We start from the raw sequence: 17,009 nt of genomic DNA on the forward strand, positions 1-17,009 counted from the left end.
GTGTCAGTGCGGTTCAGCTACGCGGAAGCGGTACGAATTCTCGGCGGCGAAACGACCACGCTACGCGCACTCGACAAACTGCTCGGCGGCGTCCTGCTGGGCGCGTCCGCAGTTCCCGGAGTCGGCGCGGCCGCCCTCAGCCTGTTCGACGCCAAATCCGAGGCGGTACGACTCGGCCACCAACTCATCGCTTCAGTGCGCGAGAAGGTCACTGGCGCTACCCGCTACACAAGATCAGAACGTCTATACGCAGCCCAATCGATCATTCTGGCAACCTCGTTCTTCGAGGCGCTCGACGATATCGACTTGCCTTTCACGCTTCGCGACCTGGAGCTCCTTGAGACGGAGAAACATGATCTCTTCGCTTTCGCGGAGACGAGGATGTTCACGTCGAACTTCCCGATCGGGATTACCCACTCGCACGTAACGCCGGAAAAGCTGAAAGGCTTGATCTCGCAGGACCGGTACAGGATGTACTCGGATGCCGGTGAAGTTCTGCTTCGCTTTGCCCGTGGTCTGGCGATATGGGAGAACTTGACCTCGGCCCAGCAGGCCCAAGCGTCCTTGGAGATCTCGCGCAACCTGCCCACAGCTGCCAGCCACCGCTATGACGACATGTACCGGCGACTGGCAGTCGAGTTCCCCGAGTTCGCGTTCTGGGCGATCGAACGTGAGCATCATGTCACCCAAGAGCAGCTCCGGCAGGGACTCGCCGGCCTGACCGACTTACTCGCCTCGGTCTCATCTGGCCGGGTGCCACCACCGAAACTCCGCAGCCTTCTCACGCTCAACCAGGCAGCCCTGACCCGCCCCATCAGCCCCAGCGACGATCTGCCCGATGGCCTGTCCCTGCCAGACCTCTCCGAGGGATATATCAATCCCCGTTTCCGGGTCGTGCTCGGGTCGGCGGATCTCAGCCTGGAGAGATCTTGGTTAGATGCGCCGATACGCGACGACCTTCAGGACTTTCTGGCCGGACTGCTGACCTCGTTGTTCGCCAGCGTCTGCCCCCTCCTGGTTCTCGGCCAGCCGGGGGTCGGCAAATCCCTGGTCACCCAGATGATCGCCGCTCGTCTCCCAGTCGCTGACTTTCTCCCGATCCGCGTCCCTCTTCGACAGGTACCGGCGGACGCGGGAATCCAGGAGCAGATCGAAACCGCCATCCGCGTTTCCACCGGCGAGCCGATGAGCTGGCCTGATCTCGTCCGTTCCGCTGACGGAGCCCTCCCGGTGGTCCTGTTGGACGGCTTGGACGAGCTACTCCAGGCCACGGGCGTCAATCGGGCCGACTATCTGGTGCGGGCCGCCGAATTCCAGGCACGTGAGGCAGAGCTCGGCCGTCCGGTCGCCGTGATCGTCACCACCCGCACGGCGGTGGCCAACCGCTGCCGCCTGCCCAGGGGAAGCCTCGCCATCCGGCTGGAGCCCTTCTCCGACGACCAGGTGAAACTGTGGATCGACACCTGGAACAACACCAACGGCGCTCATTTCGCCGGCGTCGGCCGAGAGCCGCTTTCCTATGGCGACGTGCTCGCTCACCGCGAACTGGCCGAACAACCGTTGCTTCTCCTGATGCTCGCGCTGTACGACGCCAACGGACCGAAACCGTTGGCCCAGGGAGCTCTGCGCGAAGTCGGCACGCTCAGCTACGGCGAGTTGTACGAACGGCTGCTCCAGGGATTCGCCGCCCGGGAGATCGACAAACACGAGCCCGGCCTTTCCCCCAGCCGACGCGAGCAGGCGCTCGAACGGGAGCTGCACCGCCTTTCGGTGGCCGCGTTCGCCATGTTCAACCGAGGTCAGCAATGGGTCACCCACGATGACCTTGATCGCGACCTCACCGCACTGATCCCGGAGCAAACCTCGGCCGGGGTGGGCTTCGATCGTCCCCTGACCGCAGCCCAGACGGTTATCGGCCGATTCTTCTTCATCCACCAGTCACGGGCTTTACGGGACTCCCACGAGCTGAGCACCTACGAATTCCTGCACACCACCTTCGGTGAATATCTGATCGCGCGTTTGGTCCGGGACCTCCTGCGCGAAGAGGCCGAGCGAGCAGCGGTCTCTCAGGGGGGCATGCTAAACGGGATGTTCAACCCACGCTCCGATCCAGGGCCATCGGGCGCACTGCTGTCGTTCGCCGTACTGTCGGCCCGCGTCCCTATTCTCGTATTCCTGCGCAGCATCTCCGAACCAGTCGAACACCTGAGGCCGTTCTTATTGCGCCGGTTCCAGGAGACCTATTTCGGCGCGGAGTCGGCACGCTCGAACTACGAGCCCGCAGCGTTGTCGGCGACTCAGCGCATCGCCCGGCAAACCGCCAACCTTGTGCTGCTGACCACTGTGCTAACGGGGCCGGTCACCGCCGCAGAGTTATTCAGCGCGGATTCGGACTCGGTGCAGCATTGGCAATCCCTCGTCGATCTCTGGCGGGCAGGTACGCATCCGGATGAATGGCCCAGCCTGGCGTCCGCGCTGCAAATCGCCCGTTCCTGGGAGGGAGACGAGAGAGTCCTGACCGTGTACTGGGGCTTTTCGCACCAGTCGCTCCCGCTAGGCATCAAACGCCGAGATAACGCGGACGCGGACAAGGTCCTCTGGGTAACCGAGGATACGCTCGCCTGGGCTCACAACCAGCACCCGGCAACCGGCCTTCGACAGTGGCGGGTTCCCGCCGCTGATACCTCACTGGATACCGGGGCTGACCGATCCGTGAACTCAGAAATCTTCGACTCGATCTATGTTCATATGAGGCACGCTGTGACATCGATCGGCAGCGTCAGCGGCGAGATCTCCACCTCCGTGTTCACCACTCTCAATGAGGTATCGATCCCCAGCGCGCGGAACTATATGATCCGTCAAGGCAGGCTTGCGGCGATCTACACTCGCGCCTTCAAGATGATCTCGCTGTTCCCAGAGATGGAAACACCAACTTACCTGGATAAGACGCTGATCCACCTCGCCCGTGATCTGCCGATCATGACCACGACCGAGGGGGCTGCCCTTCTGGCCCAGGCATTACCACTGGTGGACCAATACAGCGCCTCCATGCTTGAAACCCACCGAATGGTCGCAGGCATCCTGAACCTGGTGGCACGCGACCGTGAGCAGTTGGAATTCCTCGGTCGGGTGCTTTACGAACTCGATCTGCCGGATTGGTCATACCTGGAGGCGGCCGTGACGGTCATGGAGCTGGACGTCGACCCGTCCGAAGTTCCCGTGACCGCCTTCGATGTCGTCCGCCGCATGCGCCCGGACCAGCTAATCGACATCGAACGCGGTCATCCGCACTTGTTCCACCGCGCCCGCCGCATCATCCGCGCCGACGGCGGACGCTACCGCCTTGTCTGGCCGACCTGATCGGTGGGAGCTAGAGGAGGCCGACGCCGCTGAAGCCGTCGACACCCGGGAGGAGGGGGAGGCGGGGGGAAGCGGGGTCGGGGCGCCAGTCGTCGGTGGAGACCAGGCCGGGGTCGACGAGGGTGAAGCCGTTGAAGAAGCGGAGGATTTGGGTGTGGGAGCGGGGGCGGACGGCGCCGGCGGTGGTGCGGGTGTAGACGGCGGTGCCTTCGGCTAGTTGGGATTCGTCGAGGTCGCCGTAGGAGAGGTGGCTGATGACGATGGCGCTGCCGGGGGCGAGGTGGTCGCGGAGGGTTTGCACGATGGTCTCGGCCAGGTCGTCTTCGGGGATGAAGTGGAGGACGGCCAGCAGGAGCACGCCGACGGGGCGGGTGAAGTCGAGGTGGGCGTTGACGCGGGGGTCCTTGAGGATGGCGAGGGGTTCGCGGAGGTCGCCGTCCAGGACGATGGTCTGCTGGTTGTCGGCGAGCAGGGCGCGGCCATGGGCGAGCACGATGGGGTCGTTGTCGATGTAGACGATCCGGGAGTCGGGTGCGGCGCGGAGGGCGACCTGGTGCACGTTCTCCTGGGTGGGGAGGCCGGCGCCGATGTCGAGGAACTGGCGGATGCCGGTCTCGGTGAGGAAGTTGACGGCGCGGCTGAGGAAACGGCGGTTGGCCTGGACTCCCTCGCGGACGTTGGGAGTGAGCTCGATGATCTTCTGGGCCGCGGCCCGGTCGGAGGCGAAGTTGTCCTTGCCGCCGAGGAAGAAGTCGTACATCCGGGCGACGCTCGGAATGTTCGGGTCGATCCCGGTAGGCGCCTGCTCGAACTCCATCGATCCCCCAAGCCCTCAAACACGTTCAGTGACGATCTTAACTTAGCCCAACGATATGAGGATTTATCGCCTTTCCGGGGTTATATCCGTCCGGAAGCCATGTCCATGAGGCGAGCCAAAACCTGTCCGCCGGACACCCGTACGCCATCGTGTTCCCACTCGTTGGTGACCCAGGTTCGCACGTTGCCCACCCGGCACGCGGTCTCCAGGGAGAGCGCCGCGTCCACGTACATATCGTCGTGGTAGACGGCCGCGAAGACGGGGATCTCGTTGGCGGCCAGCCGGGCAGGATCGTAGAGGGAAGGCCAGGCGGCGCGGGTGGCGAGCTGGTCGGCGGCGGGTTTGAGGGGGCGGAGGGCGCGGATGTCGTCGAACATCCAGGGGTAGATCATTTCTCCGGTGAAGAGCAGCGGAGCGGCGTCGTCGGCGAGTTCGGGGGGCAGCAGGCGGGCCGCCGACCAGTTCGTGGCGGCGCCCTGGGTGTAGATGGATTCGTGCAGGACGGCGTAGAGCGGGTTGCCGGCGAAGCTGGTTTCGGTCATGACCTGATGGAGGAAATCGTCGGTGACGCCCTCGTCGATGAGCCAGTGCAGGCGCTGCGCGCCCTCGCCGGTGCCGAGCATCATGCCGAGGGTCTGGAAGCGGCGCACGGTGAGGCGGTCGCCGTCGGGGAGGCGTACGTCGTGGGTGCGCAGCTGGTCGGCGATGGCCTCGATCCTGGCGGCATCGGCGGGGAAGCGGGCCAGGTAGCGGCGGCATTTGTCCAGGACGCGGGGGTAGGTGCGCGCGTAGACGTCGTCGGCCGTCGCGTCCAGGCCGGGCAGGCCGCCGGTGATGTAGCAGGTGCGGAGCCCTTCGGGGGCCTGGGAGAGGTAGGTCAGCGTGAGGAAGCCGCCGTAGCTCTGGCCGAGCGTGTCCCAGGGCCGGTCGGTCAGCCGCCGCCTGATCAGTTCGGCGTCGGCCACGATCGCGTCGGCCCGGAAGTGGTGGAGTTCCCCGGCCAGGTCGGGGGTGCGGGCGGTGACCGGGGTGCTGCGGCCGGTGCCGCGCTGGTCGAGCAGGAGCACGCGGTGGGTGCGGAGCGCGTGGCCGAGCCAGCCGTCGGCCGAGGTGGGGCGGGGGGACTTGCCGCCGGGACCGCCCTGGAGGAACAGCAGCCACGGCAGGTCCTCGCCACGCCGCGCCGGGTCGACCGCTTCGCGCGCGAACACCTCGATGGTCCGGCCGCCCGGGTCGGCGTGGTCCAGCGGAACGGTGAACGAATGGTCGCTGAGCGCGACACCCGGCAACACAACGGTCATTGCGCCAAGGTACCCGTTAGCGGAGTTCAACCCTCCCGTAAGGAGGACTGCCCACAATCGGGGACATGACGAACTCTCCCACCGTCTCCGGCCTGGTGAAGACCGCACTCGCCCTGACCGCGGTCAGCCTGGCCCTGATGGGTTGCGGCCCGGCCGCAACCTCCCCGAGCACCGACGCGGCCGCCCCCGAAGTGGTCAGCGTCGCCACCCAGGAACCCGAAGAAGCCACCGAACCCGCGACCGAACCGTCAACCGAACCCACCGAGGAAACCACTGGGGACACCACCGGGGCCACCGTCCAGCCCGGCGGAACCCTCATCGACGGCAGCGTCGTCTCCGGCGAGCTCACCCGAGCGGGCCAGAAAGACGTGTACGTCATAGATCTGGGCGAAGCCCGCGAGTTCTACGTCGCCGACATGAACGGCTCCACCGACCTGCAGTTCCAGGCCTTCTCCGACGTCGACGACGAACCGGTCGGCCTGCCCAACCTCAGCCTGTCCTTCGGCACCTGGGTCTTCAAGCTCACCAAGGCGGGCACCCACCGCCTGGAGGTCTGGGGCAACAACAACACCATCGGCCCGTACGGCTTCCGCATCGCGACCGTGAAGCCCCGCACGTTCCCGGTCACCATCGGCATGAAGATCGAAGAAGGCAGCCCCGCCGGGGCCGGCCGCCTGGACGTCCCCGGACGAATCGACCGTTTCGAGTTCGACTCGGACGGCGCGACGGCCATCAAGGTCGTCGGCGGCACGGGGGCGTGCACGGCGATCGAACTGGAACTCGTGGACGCGGCCTACACCAACATCGCCAACGCCCGTCAGCCGGTCCCGCTCTGCGGGGATTTCGACATAGCGCTCTCGAACGGCGACGGCAAGTACGCGCTGATCGTCCGATCGAACTCGGCGAAGACGGGCCCGTACGCGTTCCAGCTGGTTCGCGGCGGTTAGGACGAGCGGCTGAGCTCTCCTCGGTACGACAGAGAGCCGCCGCCCTCCTGCCCTACGTATACCAGCGTGTCCCCACCGGAAGACGTGAGGGTGATATCCCCGCCCACACACTGACCCTGCTGTTCCATGCTGAGATCGAGCGCGTTGCCCCGATTCCGGGTGACTCGCAGCGCTTGCTCACAGCCCGGCCGGATCGCGTATCCCTCACGATCACCCTCTCCCAGGATGATCGTGAGGTCGTACGTTTTTTTCCGGCCGTCCTGGGAGACGACGTCTCCTTTCCACGTCCCGGCGAACACCCCGGACACCAGCGTCCCCGTCGCAGGCCCCGAAGTAGTCCCCGTCGCAGGCTCCGACGTAGTCCCCGGCTCGGTTCCGGTTTCCGCACTGACAACCGGCTCCGAAGGGCCACCGGACGGCAGAGTCGTGCCCTGGTTGATCAGGAAGAAGGCGACGATCGCGACGACCACCGCCGCCCCGGTCACGATCGCGGCAATCGCCCGCCGGGAGACCCGCCGATCGCTCACCCCGAGCATGGCCGTAGGCGAAGCCATCGTCGGAGCCGTTGTCCCGATAAATCGTGTTAAATCCGGTGCGAGCACGGCGGTCGGGTCGCGCGTCGGGTCGACCAGGCGGATCATCAGTTCCTTCGCCGTCGGCCGATGTTCCGGGTCCTTCGCCAGACAATCCCGCAACACCGGCAGGAGGCTCTCCGGCACCCCCGCCAGATCCGGCGGCGCGCTCAGCAGGCGATGAAACACCGAAGCCACCGTGTCCTGCCCGAACGGCGCCCGCCCGGTCGCCGCGAACACCATCGTCGCCGCCCAGGCGAACACATCCGCCCCCGCCGACGCCGGCACGCCCCGCAACTGCTCCGGCGCCATGTACGGCGGCGTCCCCGTCAACTCCGAGGTCGCGGTCGCCCCATCCAACGGACGCGCGATCCCGAAATCCACCACCCTGGGCCCATCCGGCCCGAGCAGCACGTTCCCCGGCTTGAAATCCCGGTGCACGATCCCGGCCGCGTGGATGGCCGCGAGCGCGGAAGCCGTACCGACAGCGAGCCGATCCAGATCTCCATCCCGCAGCGGACCACCGGTTTTGACCCGATCGTGCAGCGAGGGCCCAGCCACGAACTCGCTCACCACATACGGTTCAGGCCGGTCGAGTTCGGCAGCGAACACCCGTGCCGTACAGAACGGCGCGACGCTACGCGCGGCCTCCAACTCCCGAGCCAGACGCCGCCGGGTCACCGGATCAGTGCCCCCTTTGAGCACCTTTATCGCGACCCGCTCCCCCGCCGCCGACCAGCCTTCGTACACGACGCCCTGCCCGCCCTCCCCCAACCGGGCGACGATCTCGAAGCCACCCAGCGTGCGCGGGTCGGTGCTCTCCAGCGGGCCTGCGGCCATTCGATCCTCCTGCGGGTCCTGGCCCGTATAAGGTACGCCGCACGCGGGATCAGCCGTAAATCTTGGCCCGGGGATCGCTATCCGGAGCCGCTGGCGACCGGGGAGAACCCGACGCCCTTCCAGGACGCCCGGAATTTGGTTCTTTATGGCGTTTTGCGCGAAGATCGGGACTGTGCTGCACATGGATCCCGCGCTCAGTTACGGCTTGAGCTGTGGGCAAGGTGCTGCACGAGCTCGCGGCCTAGGCCGCAGGTGACCCGGCAGCTGCCCGCCGCGCTGCTCGCCGCCGCGATCGCGCTCTCGATCGCGGGGCTGGCCTGGCGTCCCGCCATGCTCGCGGCCGGGGCGGCCACCTGGGTGGCCGGGATTCTCCTGCTCCAGCGGCTGACCCGGCGGTATCGGGCGATCGTGGTGCTGCTCGCCGCGCTCGGCGCGGTGGGTCTCGGGATCGGGATCGCGCACGGGGTGCCGCCGGACTGGCGGCTGGCGCTGGCCGCGAATCAGCCGATGATCAGCATGCTGGCGGCCATCTCGTTCGTACGGCTGGTGGCGCCCCGGGGGCGTACCGGCGAGCACAAGGCGCCGACGGGGCGGTCGGGGGTGTGGCAGACGACGATGGCCGTGCACGTGCTGGGGTCAGTCATCAACCTCACCGCGCTGGACATCGTCGCGAATCGGATATTTCGTAAGATCCCGCTGCCTCGGGCCGAGTTGATGGTGTTGTCGCGCGGCTACTCGGCGGGGGCGTTCTGGTCGCCGTTCTGGGGGGCGTCGGCGGCGGCGCTCACCTACGCGCCGGCCGCGAAGTCGCCCATCCTCATGGCGGTCGGCGCCGCGCTCGCGCTGGCTGGGCTGGCGATCAGCTGTGTGCAGATCATCCGGGCGTTCGGGCCCGCCGTCCACGACTTCCGGGGATATCCGCTCACGCTCGGGGCGCTCCGCCTGCCGCTGACGCTGGTGATCCTGGTGGTGCTGGCGCACGTGCTGCTGCCGTCCGTGCCGGTCACCGGGATCATCATGGTCTGCGCTCCGGCGCTCACGATCACCCTGCTGGTGGTGCGGACACCGCGCCGGGCGGCCAGGCGGCTGGTCGCGCACGCGCGGCGGAGCCTGCCCGCGATGAGCGGCGAGCTGTCCATGTTCCTGTCGGCCGGGCTGCTCACGGCCGGGTTCGCGGCCATGCTCGACGTGGTGCCGCTGGATCCGCCCATGCTCCGGTTCGGCGTGCCGCAGGCGTGGGCGCTCGTGCTGGTGATGGTCTTCCTGTCCGCGGTCGGGGTGCATCCGGTCATCTCGCTGGCGGTGGCGGCGAACATGCTGGCTCCGCTCGAACCGGACCCGACGCTGTTCGCCATGACCGGTCTGATCGCGTGGGGCATCCAGGCGGCGGGCGGCCCGCTGTCCGGGTTGAACGTGGTGCTGCAGTCGCGGTTCCGGGTGGACACCTTCCGGATCGCACGCTGGAACCTCAGCTACGTGTTCGCGATCCTGGTGCTGGCCTACCCGACGTTGTGGGTGGTCGCCCGCTGGAGCTGCGGCGCGACCTGCTGAGCAGCCATACCCATTCGGTTTGCAGCGAATAGGTGACATTTCTGCTCCGGTGACAAGCTGGCGTAGAGGTGAGACCTTCGTATGAGTACGCGGCGTTAGTTCTTCGCGCCGAGTGCCTGTTGGAGGGGGCTAATTCGGTGAGCGAGTGGACGGTTCCGGGGTATCGGGAGATACGTGAGTTAGGCGTCGGCGGCAGCGGGCGGGTCGTGCTGGCGACCTACGAGTCCACCGGCGCGTTCGTGGCGATCAAATACCTGAGCGAGCGGCTGCGCAACGATCCCGAGTTCCTGGCGGGCTTCCAGCGCGAGGCCCGGCTGATGGTCGAACTCCAGGACGCCCACATCGTCAAGCTCTACGAGTACGTGCAGTCCCCCTACGGCGACGCCGCCATCGTGATGGAGCTCGTGGACGGCGTGCCGCTCCGCCGGATCCTCGCCGAACACGGCACCACCAGCCCGGAGGCGGCGCTGGTCGTGCTCAAGGGCTCCCTGCTCGGCCTGTCGACCGCGCACGCCCAGGGGGTCGTGCACCGCGACTACAAGCCGGAGAACGTGCTCATCCAGGCCGACGGCACCAGCAAGCTGGCCGACTTCGGGGTCGCGGCGCTCAGCGGGGAGCAGGGGGTTCCGTCGGGGACGCCGTCGTACATGGCGCCGGAGCAGTGGTCGAGCAATCCGGCCAGCCCGGCCACCGACGTGTACGCGGCCACGTGCGTGTTCTTCGAGTGCCTGACCGGGCGCAAGCCGTACCGGGCGGATCACCTGGCGGGGATGCGGCACGCGCATCAGCATGCGCCGATCCCGACCATGGAGGTGCCGTCCTCGGTGCGCGCCCTGGTCGGGCGGGGGATGGCGAAGAACCCGATGGACCGCCCGCCGACCGCGCGGGCCTTCGTGGCCGATCTGGAGGCGGCGGCGGTCGCGGCGTACGGCTCCGACTGGGAGGAGCGCGGGCGGCGGCACCTGGCCGAGCTGGCGACCCTGCTGGCGCTGCTGTTCCCGCTGGCGCGCCCGGCGTCGGCGCCGGAGGTGGGCACCTCGCTGGCGCGGACCGTGCTGTCGGATCGGCTCGGGCATTTCGCGCCGAGGTTCGCGATCGGCGGGTCGCTGGTGGCGGCCGTGGTGATCGCGGTGCTGGTCGCCTCGAACGGGGCGACGCCCGTCTCGGAGGGCACGACGCTCCGGCCGCCGGCGCAGAGCGAGTCGCCGGAGCCGGTCGTGCCGACGGTGAAGCCGGCCGAGGAGTCCACGGAGCCGACGGAACCGACCGGCGAGACGGTGCCGGATCCGACCGATGAGGCCACTGACCCCCCGGTCGCGCAGCCGCCGGTGACCGACCCGACGACCACGCCGACCGTCACGCCCACGGTGACCGCGACGGCCACCGTCACGCCCGCCCCGCTGAAGGTGAGCGGGCTGGCGATCTCGTCGTTCGACGGGCAGTCGGCCTCGCTGCGGGTGCGCACGTCGGCCAACCGGCCGGTGTCGCTGCGGGTGGTGTTCGCCGAAGGGCCCGACACCGATCATCTGGTCGCGCGTCCCGCGCAGGTGATCCCGCTGGCGGGGGCCACCACGTACACGCCGGTGGTGCAGGACGCCTTCACCGCGCCCGCCTGCGGGAAGACCGTGTATCGCAGGATCACCATAGCCACCACGCCGAAGGCGGGGCCGGTCAGCAAGACGACGCCGATCAAGGGCCCGGCGTGCCCGCCCCCCGCCGTGCAGAGCGTGACGATCGCCAGCTGGGACGGCACGACCGCGGGCGTCGAGGTCAAGACCGACGGCCCGGGCCCGGCGAAGGTGACGGCCGTGTTCGCCCGGGACGGCAAACCGGCGCAGACGAAGTCGACGAACATCTCCGGCAAGACCACCTACCCGCTGAGCGTCAAGGGGGACCTGGGCGAGGTGGCCTGCGAGAAGGTGGCCGTCTTCAGCATCACGGTCACCACAGAACCGGCCGCCGCGAACGGCCCGCAGACCAAGCAGGTGCGGGTGCCGGGGCCGCAGTGCGCGCCGCCGACGGTGCGGATCGCCTCGTGGAACGGCCGGACGGCCAGCGTGCTGGTGACGTCCGGCTCGACCGCCCCGGTCAAGCTGACCGTGTCCATCGTGCAGCACCTCCGGTACGGCGAGCGGGACCTGGAGTTCAAGGACGCGCAAAGCGCCACGCTGGAAGGCGACACGCAGTACGCCAAGGAGTTCTCGGCCTCCTTCAAGCAGCCGCAGTGTGGTTTCACCGACGAGCGAGTGATCACGGTCAGCGCCTCCCCCGGCGGCGCCACCGCGACGTCCACGTCCAGGATCGTGGGCCCGGCCTGCCCGGATCCGGAAACCGAGGAATCGCCCAGCCAGGGCACCGACGGACCCATCCTCTGAGGACCCCCGTTCGGCACTGAGGGAGGCACGCAACGCCGTGCCTCCTATTCCTGTTTGTTCATGTTTGGGTAAAGTGCGTTGACTCTATGCATAGATGTCACTGAATATCCCTTTTGCGAGGGATTGCCTCCTTCGTGACTCATGTCCCCGAAGGGAACGGGAGGCCCCCCACTCTCATGAGCCCCGAGATGGCGAAGTTGATCGCCCTGCTGCGGCAGGAGATCGGTTACACCGAACGACCGAACGGACACACGAAGTTCGGCAAGTGGTACAACAACGTCGAACAGGATGCCGACTACTCCACGCAGGCATGGTGCGACATGTTCCTGTCGTGGGGCGCGCACAAACTCGGATACCAGGAGTGGTTCGGGCAGTTCGCCTGGACCGTCGGGCACGCCCGCTGGTTCCGCGAGCAGGGCGCCTGGGGTGACAAGCCGGTGCCGGGCGCGGTCGTCTTCTACGACTGGGACGGCTCGGGCAGCCTCGACGGCATCGACCACATCGGCCTGGTCACCGGGGTGGACGGCAGAGAGATCACCACGATCGAAGGCAACGTCGACGGCAGCCGCGTCCGCGAGAAGTCGCGGGACCAGAGCGCCGTCGTCGGGTACGGCTACCCGGACAAGATCAAAGAACGACTGCAACCGGCCCAGGTCAAAACAGACCCCGAGCCCGAAGCGGTCAAACCGCCCGATGTCATCTCCGGGGACGCGCCCGAGGACACCTCCGAAGATCCAGCCGCCAAGGTGGCCACGCGGGAGGCGCGCCCGAATTCCCACGCCCACCGCGACCAGCAGAACCGGCAGGACCACCAAGGCCAGCAGGACCACCAAGGCCAGCAAGGCCAGCGGGACCAGCAGGACCAGCAAGGTCAGCGGGACCAGCAAGGCCGGCAGGACCGCACCGCCCAACGGCCCGAACCCGAGAAGCACGCGAACAAGAGGACGCCCGAGAAACCGTCCGCCAAGACCGCGCACCCGAAATCCCAGCAGAACAACGAGGGGATCGCAGGGCACCTGACCGCGTTCCCCGTCTCGGCCGTGCAGCACGTCCCCGCAGGCGGCATCGAGGCCCTCAACGCCCAAGCCCTGATCGCGCCCCTCCTGCTCGCGGTCATCGCCCTCGGCTACGCCAGAACCCGCAGAACCCGCGTCAACGCCGTCGCCGCCACCGAACCCCCCAGCTGGTTCGACCCCGCCGAATCAACAGCGGAGTTGCCCAGATACCCCCACCACCCCACCCCACCTCAACCGCAATATCGCGGTAAACGCCGCAAACCTGAAACGTCCGACATCTACCGGAGCGGCGCCCTCCCCGACGCCCTCAAGGCCGCCTGGGCCGAGCACTCCGACGAACCGGCCCGCGGACGCCACCGGAAGAGCGGAGATCCGGGCTAACGAAGATCGACCCCGGCAATAACTTCTCCTGATCGCCACGGTACGGCTCTTCGACTTGACACCTGAGCCGTTGTTACGCTCCGTAGTCGTGCGAGTGTGCACCGAGATCGGGAGATTTCTAGATGATCAATACTCGGAGGGGTCGGCGTTCATTTTTGCCGGTATTGCTGGGGTGCCTGCTCGTAGGGCTGGCCGTCGGCCTGGTGCTACCGGCGTCAGCGTCCCGCGAGGCGCAGTTGACGGTACGAGTCACTGACAACCGGACATACGTGGCGCCATCCGCCACCGTGAGCTACACGGTTACCGTGATCAACGAAGGAGGCGAGAAAGCCAATGCGATCGACACCCGGCTTGACCTGGGCGCTGGACTGATTGTCTCGTCGGCCTCGGACGGCGGCTCCGCCGGCGGCGGCTCCGCGAGCTGGCCCAAGTACTCGCTCGCCGGTGGGGCGGAGCGGGTCTTCCAGGTGGTCGCCCGGGTGCCGGACCAGGCCGTCGCGGGCTTCCGCTACGAGTCCAGGGCCATGGCCACCGCCCAGGGCACCATCGCCGACGCGACCGACGAGAGCTTCGTGGGCGCGGCCCAGCTGGCGGTGAGCCAGACCGACCGCGCGCAGGAGGCGGTGCGCGGCGAAACCCTGACCTACACGATCACGGTGAGCAACCCGGGAACGCTGCCGCTCGGCCAGGTCAACCTGGTGGAATCGGCCGGCAGCGGGCTCCAGTTCGAGTCCGCCACCCGGGGCGGCGCCTGGAACGAGACCCACCGCCAGGTGACCTGGCCGGGCTTCGAGCTCGCGGCGGGCGCCGAGGAGAAGTTCATCATGACCGCCAAGGTGCCGGCCGACGCGAAATCCGGCCAGGTGCTGCGCACCACGGCCAGCGCGACCGCGGTCGGCCTGAGCGATCAGGCCGTGGACGAGACGCTGGTGACCGTGGCCACCGGTCTGGCGCTGAGTAAGAGCGACGACCGCGCCGACGCCAAGCCCGGCGAGGAGCTCACCTACACCATCACGGTGCGCAACACCGGCGAGGTGAACGAGCCTTCGGTCGCGCTGGTGGACCGGTTCGGCGATCGGCTGGAGTTCGTCTCCCTGTCCGGCGACGGCACGTACGCCGATGGAGAGGTGCGCTGGCCCGAATTCCCGCTCAAGGCCGGGGAGCGCCGGGTGTTCTCGGTGGTGGCCCGGGTGCTCAAGAAGGGCGAGCGCGATCTGGTACGGAACGAGGTGATCGCCACCACGCCCAACGGCCGGCGGAGCATGGCCGAGGACACCACGGTGATCATCACGCCGCCGCCCCCGCCGCCGCCGAAGCCCACCCCCACTCCGAAGCCCGGACCCCCGGCGCTGAAGATCGCCATCGACGATGACATCGACGAGGCACCGGAGCGGGTGCGGGTGCATGTGAAGGAGGACACGCCCACCGAGATCAACTGGTGTGACGACGAGGGGAGGCCCGTAGCTCAGGCAGACCACGGGACACATGAGGGACGGTTCAATGAAGCACCGTTCAACCGTGACACCTGCGTGCCCCGCGAGCATCCCGTCCACATTCCAGATCAAATCGACAACGCCATCCCGGTGGATGTCGACCGCTTCGACCATCCCGGCCGTGGCGATCACTTCGACCACCCGGACCATGGCGACCACCCGGACCATGGCGACGACTTCGACCGTCCCGACCACGGTCCCACCTGCTGCGATACCGGCCCCACCTGCTGCGATACCCCCGGGCCCCTGCTGCCGCAGACCGGCACGATCATGATTCCCGTCCTCGGCGCGGGCGTGATCCTGCTCACCCTGGGCGGCGTCATCCTGCTGATCACCCGCCGCCGCCGGCGCAACATCTAACGGCCGCGACGGCACGACCGCGACGAGCTCCCGGAGACCCCGGGAGCTCTTCGTTTGAGACCCTGGTCACCGCCGCTCCGGCCATTTACGATTCCTACGCCCGCTGGGTGAACGTTCAACCGGATCACGGCGTCACTTCTGTGACACACGTGAAAGGGGGTGACGTCAGGTCGACAGGGTCACCAGTCGTGCCCGGCTCGTCGGCGAGCTGGAGTCCGCCCTCCGCGACACGCCGAAGACCGTCCTCATCGTCGGTGCTGCCGGCCTCGGCAAGACCCATCTGCTCGGCGAGCTGACCGCCAGGGCGACGGGTTTCCGCGTGCTGCGCGGCCGCGCCCGTGAGCTGGACGAAGGTCTCGCGTACGCGCCGCTGGTGGACGCGATCGAGTCGCTGGGCCGCGACAAACGTTCCCAGCCCGGCCTGTGGGAGCTCTACGACGCGATCGACCGCGCCGCGCTCGGCCACCCCGCCAACCAGACCCCCGGCCACCCGGTGGCCGCCCCCGCCGTCCTGGCCGCCCAGCTGCTGGAGTCGCTGCCGGGCCGCACCCTGCTGGCCATCGACGACATCCACCACGCCGACGCCGACACCCTGCGCCTGCTCGCGGCCCTGCCCCGCAGCGCCCCCAGCCTGGCCATCCTGTGTACGGCCCGGCACGTCCCGGCCCTCGACGTGGACCAGACCGTACGGCTGGAGCCGCTCACCCGCCAGGAGGTCAGCGCGCTGATCACCAGCCTCCTGGACCGCACGCCCAGCGACAACATGATCGACCGGGTGCACAACGAGAGCGGCGGCAACCCCTGGTTCGTCCGGGAGTCGGTGCTGGCCCTGGTGCAGGGCGGCGCGGTCCGCTCCCCCGACCCGGACGCCCGGCGCGGCGCGATCCTGTCCCGGGTCTTCCAGCGCGACCGGCCTGGCCGCGACCTGGCCCGGGTGCTGGCCACGCTGGGCCGTACCCGCGACACCACCGCGATCGACACGCCCGGCACCCTCGAAGCCGTGGCCGAGCTGGCCGGTCTGGACGCCCGGGCGGGGGAACGCGCCCTGGTCGGCCTGGTCCGCGACGGCGTGCTCGTCTACACCGGCGACGGGTACGGCTTCGCCCACCCGCTGGTCGCCGAGGCGCTCTACGACGACCTGAACGCGGGCGAGCGCCGCCGCCTGCACGCGCGCATCGCCGAACTGCTGCACCGCCAGGGCCTGACCGGCGCCCGCCGGGTGCTGGAGTGGGCCACCCACCTGGCCGAGGGCGGCCCGCCCGCCGCCGCGCTGGCCGCGATGCTGCGCGCCGCCGACCTGACCCGCTGGACCGCGCCGCTGTCGGCCGCGCACTGGTACGGCCGGGCCGCCGAAGTCGCCGACGACGCGGGCCAGCGCGGCGACCTGCTGGCCCGCCAGTCGATGTCCTACTGGAAGGGCTCCCGCCCGGCGCTGGCGCTCAACTCCGGGCAGCGGGCGCTGGCGCTGCTGCCCGCGGGGCGGCGGCGCACCAGGACCTCCTACACGGTCGTGGGGGCGGCGCACGCGATGGGCTGGTACGACGTGGCCCTGACCATCGCGGCCCAGCAGGTCCCGCGCGCCGACGACCCGACCGCGCTGCTCGCCCAGCGCGCCCTGCTGCTGGCCGAACTCGGCCGCCCGCTCGGCGACCACGTCAAGCAGGCCTGGGACGGCCTGGCGAGCTGCCCGCCGGAGGACCGGATCATCACCGCGGGCTGCCTGGCCCTGCGCGCCCTGCTGGACGGCGACTGGCCCGAAGCGCAGCGCGCCGTCGACGAGTTGCTCGGTTTCGCCGCCGCGCTCCCGCCGGGGGCCCGGCTGGCGGCGCTGGAATCGGCCGCCCACGTGACGAGCACCGCCGGGCTGCGGGCCCGCTCGACCGCCCTGCTGGAGCAGGCCGAGCAGATCCACCGCGGCCTGGGCTGGCACGACATCGCCGGGCAGAACGTCCGGGTGCAGGCGTTGATCCGGCGGCTGGCCGGGGAGTGGGACCGC

At 68.7% G+C, this 17,009-nt stretch carries 9 protein-coding genes and 1 pseudogene; 7 read left to right on the forward strand and 3 right to left on the reverse strand.

The features are described from left to right. Window positions 1-6: 6 nt before the first annotated feature. Complete coding sequence (locus ABGB08_RS00710) at window positions 7-3,360, forward strand: hypothetical protein (protein WP_347584463.1); 3,354 nt, start codon at window positions 7-9, stop codon at window positions 3,358-3,360. Between the two features lie 10 nt (window positions 3,361-3,370). Here ABGB08_RS00710 and ABGB08_RS00715 read toward each other — a convergent pair whose 3' ends face one another. Both ABGB08_RS00715 and ABGB08_RS00720 read right to left on the reverse strand, forming a co-directional pair. Next, window positions 3,371-4,177, reverse strand: a complete 807-nt coding sequence (locus ABGB08_RS00715) for an SAM-dependent methyltransferase (protein ID WP_347584465.1) — start codon at window positions 4,175-4,177, stop codon at window positions 3,371-3,373. Between the two features lie 80 nt (window positions 4,178-4,257). Further along, entirely contained in the window at window positions 4,258-5,478 is a 1,221-nt protein-coding gene (locus ABGB08_RS00720) for an alpha/beta fold hydrolase (protein WP_347584467.1), read from the reverse strand. Between the two features lie 65 nt (window positions 5,479-5,543). On the opposite strand from ABGB08_RS00720, the gene ABGB08_RS00725 reads away from it, so the two are divergent. Beyond that, the gene (locus tag ABGB08_RS00725; protein ID WP_347584469.1) at window positions 5,544-6,425 is read left to right on the forward strand and encodes a hypothetical protein; all 882 of its coding nucleotides are present in this window, start codon (window positions 5,544-5,546) and stop codon (window positions 6,423-6,425) included. Here the strand turns inward: ABGB08_RS00725 and ABGB08_RS00730 are convergent. Continuing rightward, a complete protein-coding gene (locus tag ABGB08_RS00730; RefSeq protein WP_347584471.1) occupies window positions 6,422-7,837 on the reverse strand; it encodes a serine/threonine-protein kinase in 1,416 nt (471 codons plus the stop codon). The genes ABGB08_RS00725 and ABGB08_RS00730 overlap by 4 nt on opposite strands. A gap of 252 nt (window positions 7,838-8,089) precedes the next feature. Between ABGB08_RS00730 and ABGB08_RS00735 the strand changes: the two genes are divergently transcribed. The 5 genes and pseudogenes from ABGB08_RS00735 to ABGB08_RS00755 form a co-directional block, all read left to right on the forward strand. Beyond that, window positions 8,090-9,388 (forward strand): hypothetical protein, encoded by a 1,299-nt coding sequence (locus tag ABGB08_RS00735; RefSeq protein ID WP_347584473.1) that lies wholly within the window; start codon window positions 8,090-8,092, stop codon window positions 9,386-9,388. A 137-nt stretch (window positions 9,389-9,525) separates the two neighbouring features. Continuing rightward, complete coding sequence (locus ABGB08_RS00740) at window positions 9,526-11,763, forward strand: serine/threonine-protein kinase (protein WP_347584475.1); 2,238 nt, start codon at window positions 9,526-9,528, stop codon at window positions 11,761-11,763. A gap of 188 nt (window positions 11,764-11,951) precedes the next feature. Beyond that, the gene (locus tag ABGB08_RS00745) at window positions 11,952-13,160 is read left to right on the forward strand and encodes a CHAP domain-containing protein (protein WP_347584477.1); all 1,209 of its coding nucleotides are present in this window, start codon (window positions 11,952-11,954) and stop codon (window positions 13,158-13,160) included. A gap of 122 nt (window positions 13,161-13,282) precedes the next feature. After that, the gene (locus tag ABGB08_RS00750; RefSeq protein WP_347584479.1) at window positions 13,283-15,013 is read left to right on the forward strand and encodes an LPXTG cell wall anchor domain-containing protein; all 1,731 of its coding nucleotides are present in this window, start codon (window positions 13,283-13,285) and stop codon (window positions 15,011-15,013) included. Window positions 15,014-15,212: 199 nt separating this feature from the next. Further along, a pseudogene (locus ABGB08_RS00755) lies at window positions 15,213-15,632 on the forward strand (ATP-binding protein); the annotation flags it as partial. Between the last annotated feature and the right edge of the window lie 1,377 nt (window positions 15,633-17,009).

Source organism: Acrocarpospora sp. B8E8 (genome assembly GCF_039871605.1).
Taxonomy (GTDB): domain Bacteria; phylum Actinomycetota; class Actinomycetes; order Streptosporangiales; family Streptosporangiaceae; genus Acrocarpospora; species Acrocarpospora macrocephala.

Coding starts and splice junctions, on each gene's coding strand:
- ABGB08_RS00715 (WP_347584465.1), bottom strand. CDS start 4,177: ATGGAGTTCGAGCAGGCGCCTACCGGGATCGACCCGAACATTCCGAGC.
- ABGB08_RS00720 (WP_347584467.1), bottom strand. CDS start 5,478: ATGACCGTTGTGTTGCCGGGTGTCGCGCTCAGCGACCATTCGTTCACC.
- ABGB08_RS00725 (WP_347584469.1), top strand. CDS start 5,544: ATGACGAACTCTCCCACCGTCTCCGGCCTGGTGAAGACCGCACTCGCC.
- ABGB08_RS00730 (WP_347584471.1), bottom strand. CDS start 7,837: ATGGCCGCAGGCCCGCTGGAGAGCACCGACCCGCGCACGCTGGGTGGC.
- ABGB08_RS00745 (WP_347584477.1), top strand. CDS start 11,952: ATGGCGAAGTTGATCGCCCTGCTGCGGCAGGAGATCGGTTACACCGAA.
- ABGB08_RS00750 (WP_347584479.1), top strand. CDS start 13,283: ATGATCAATACTCGGAGGGGTCGGCGTTCATTTTTGCCGGTATTGCTG.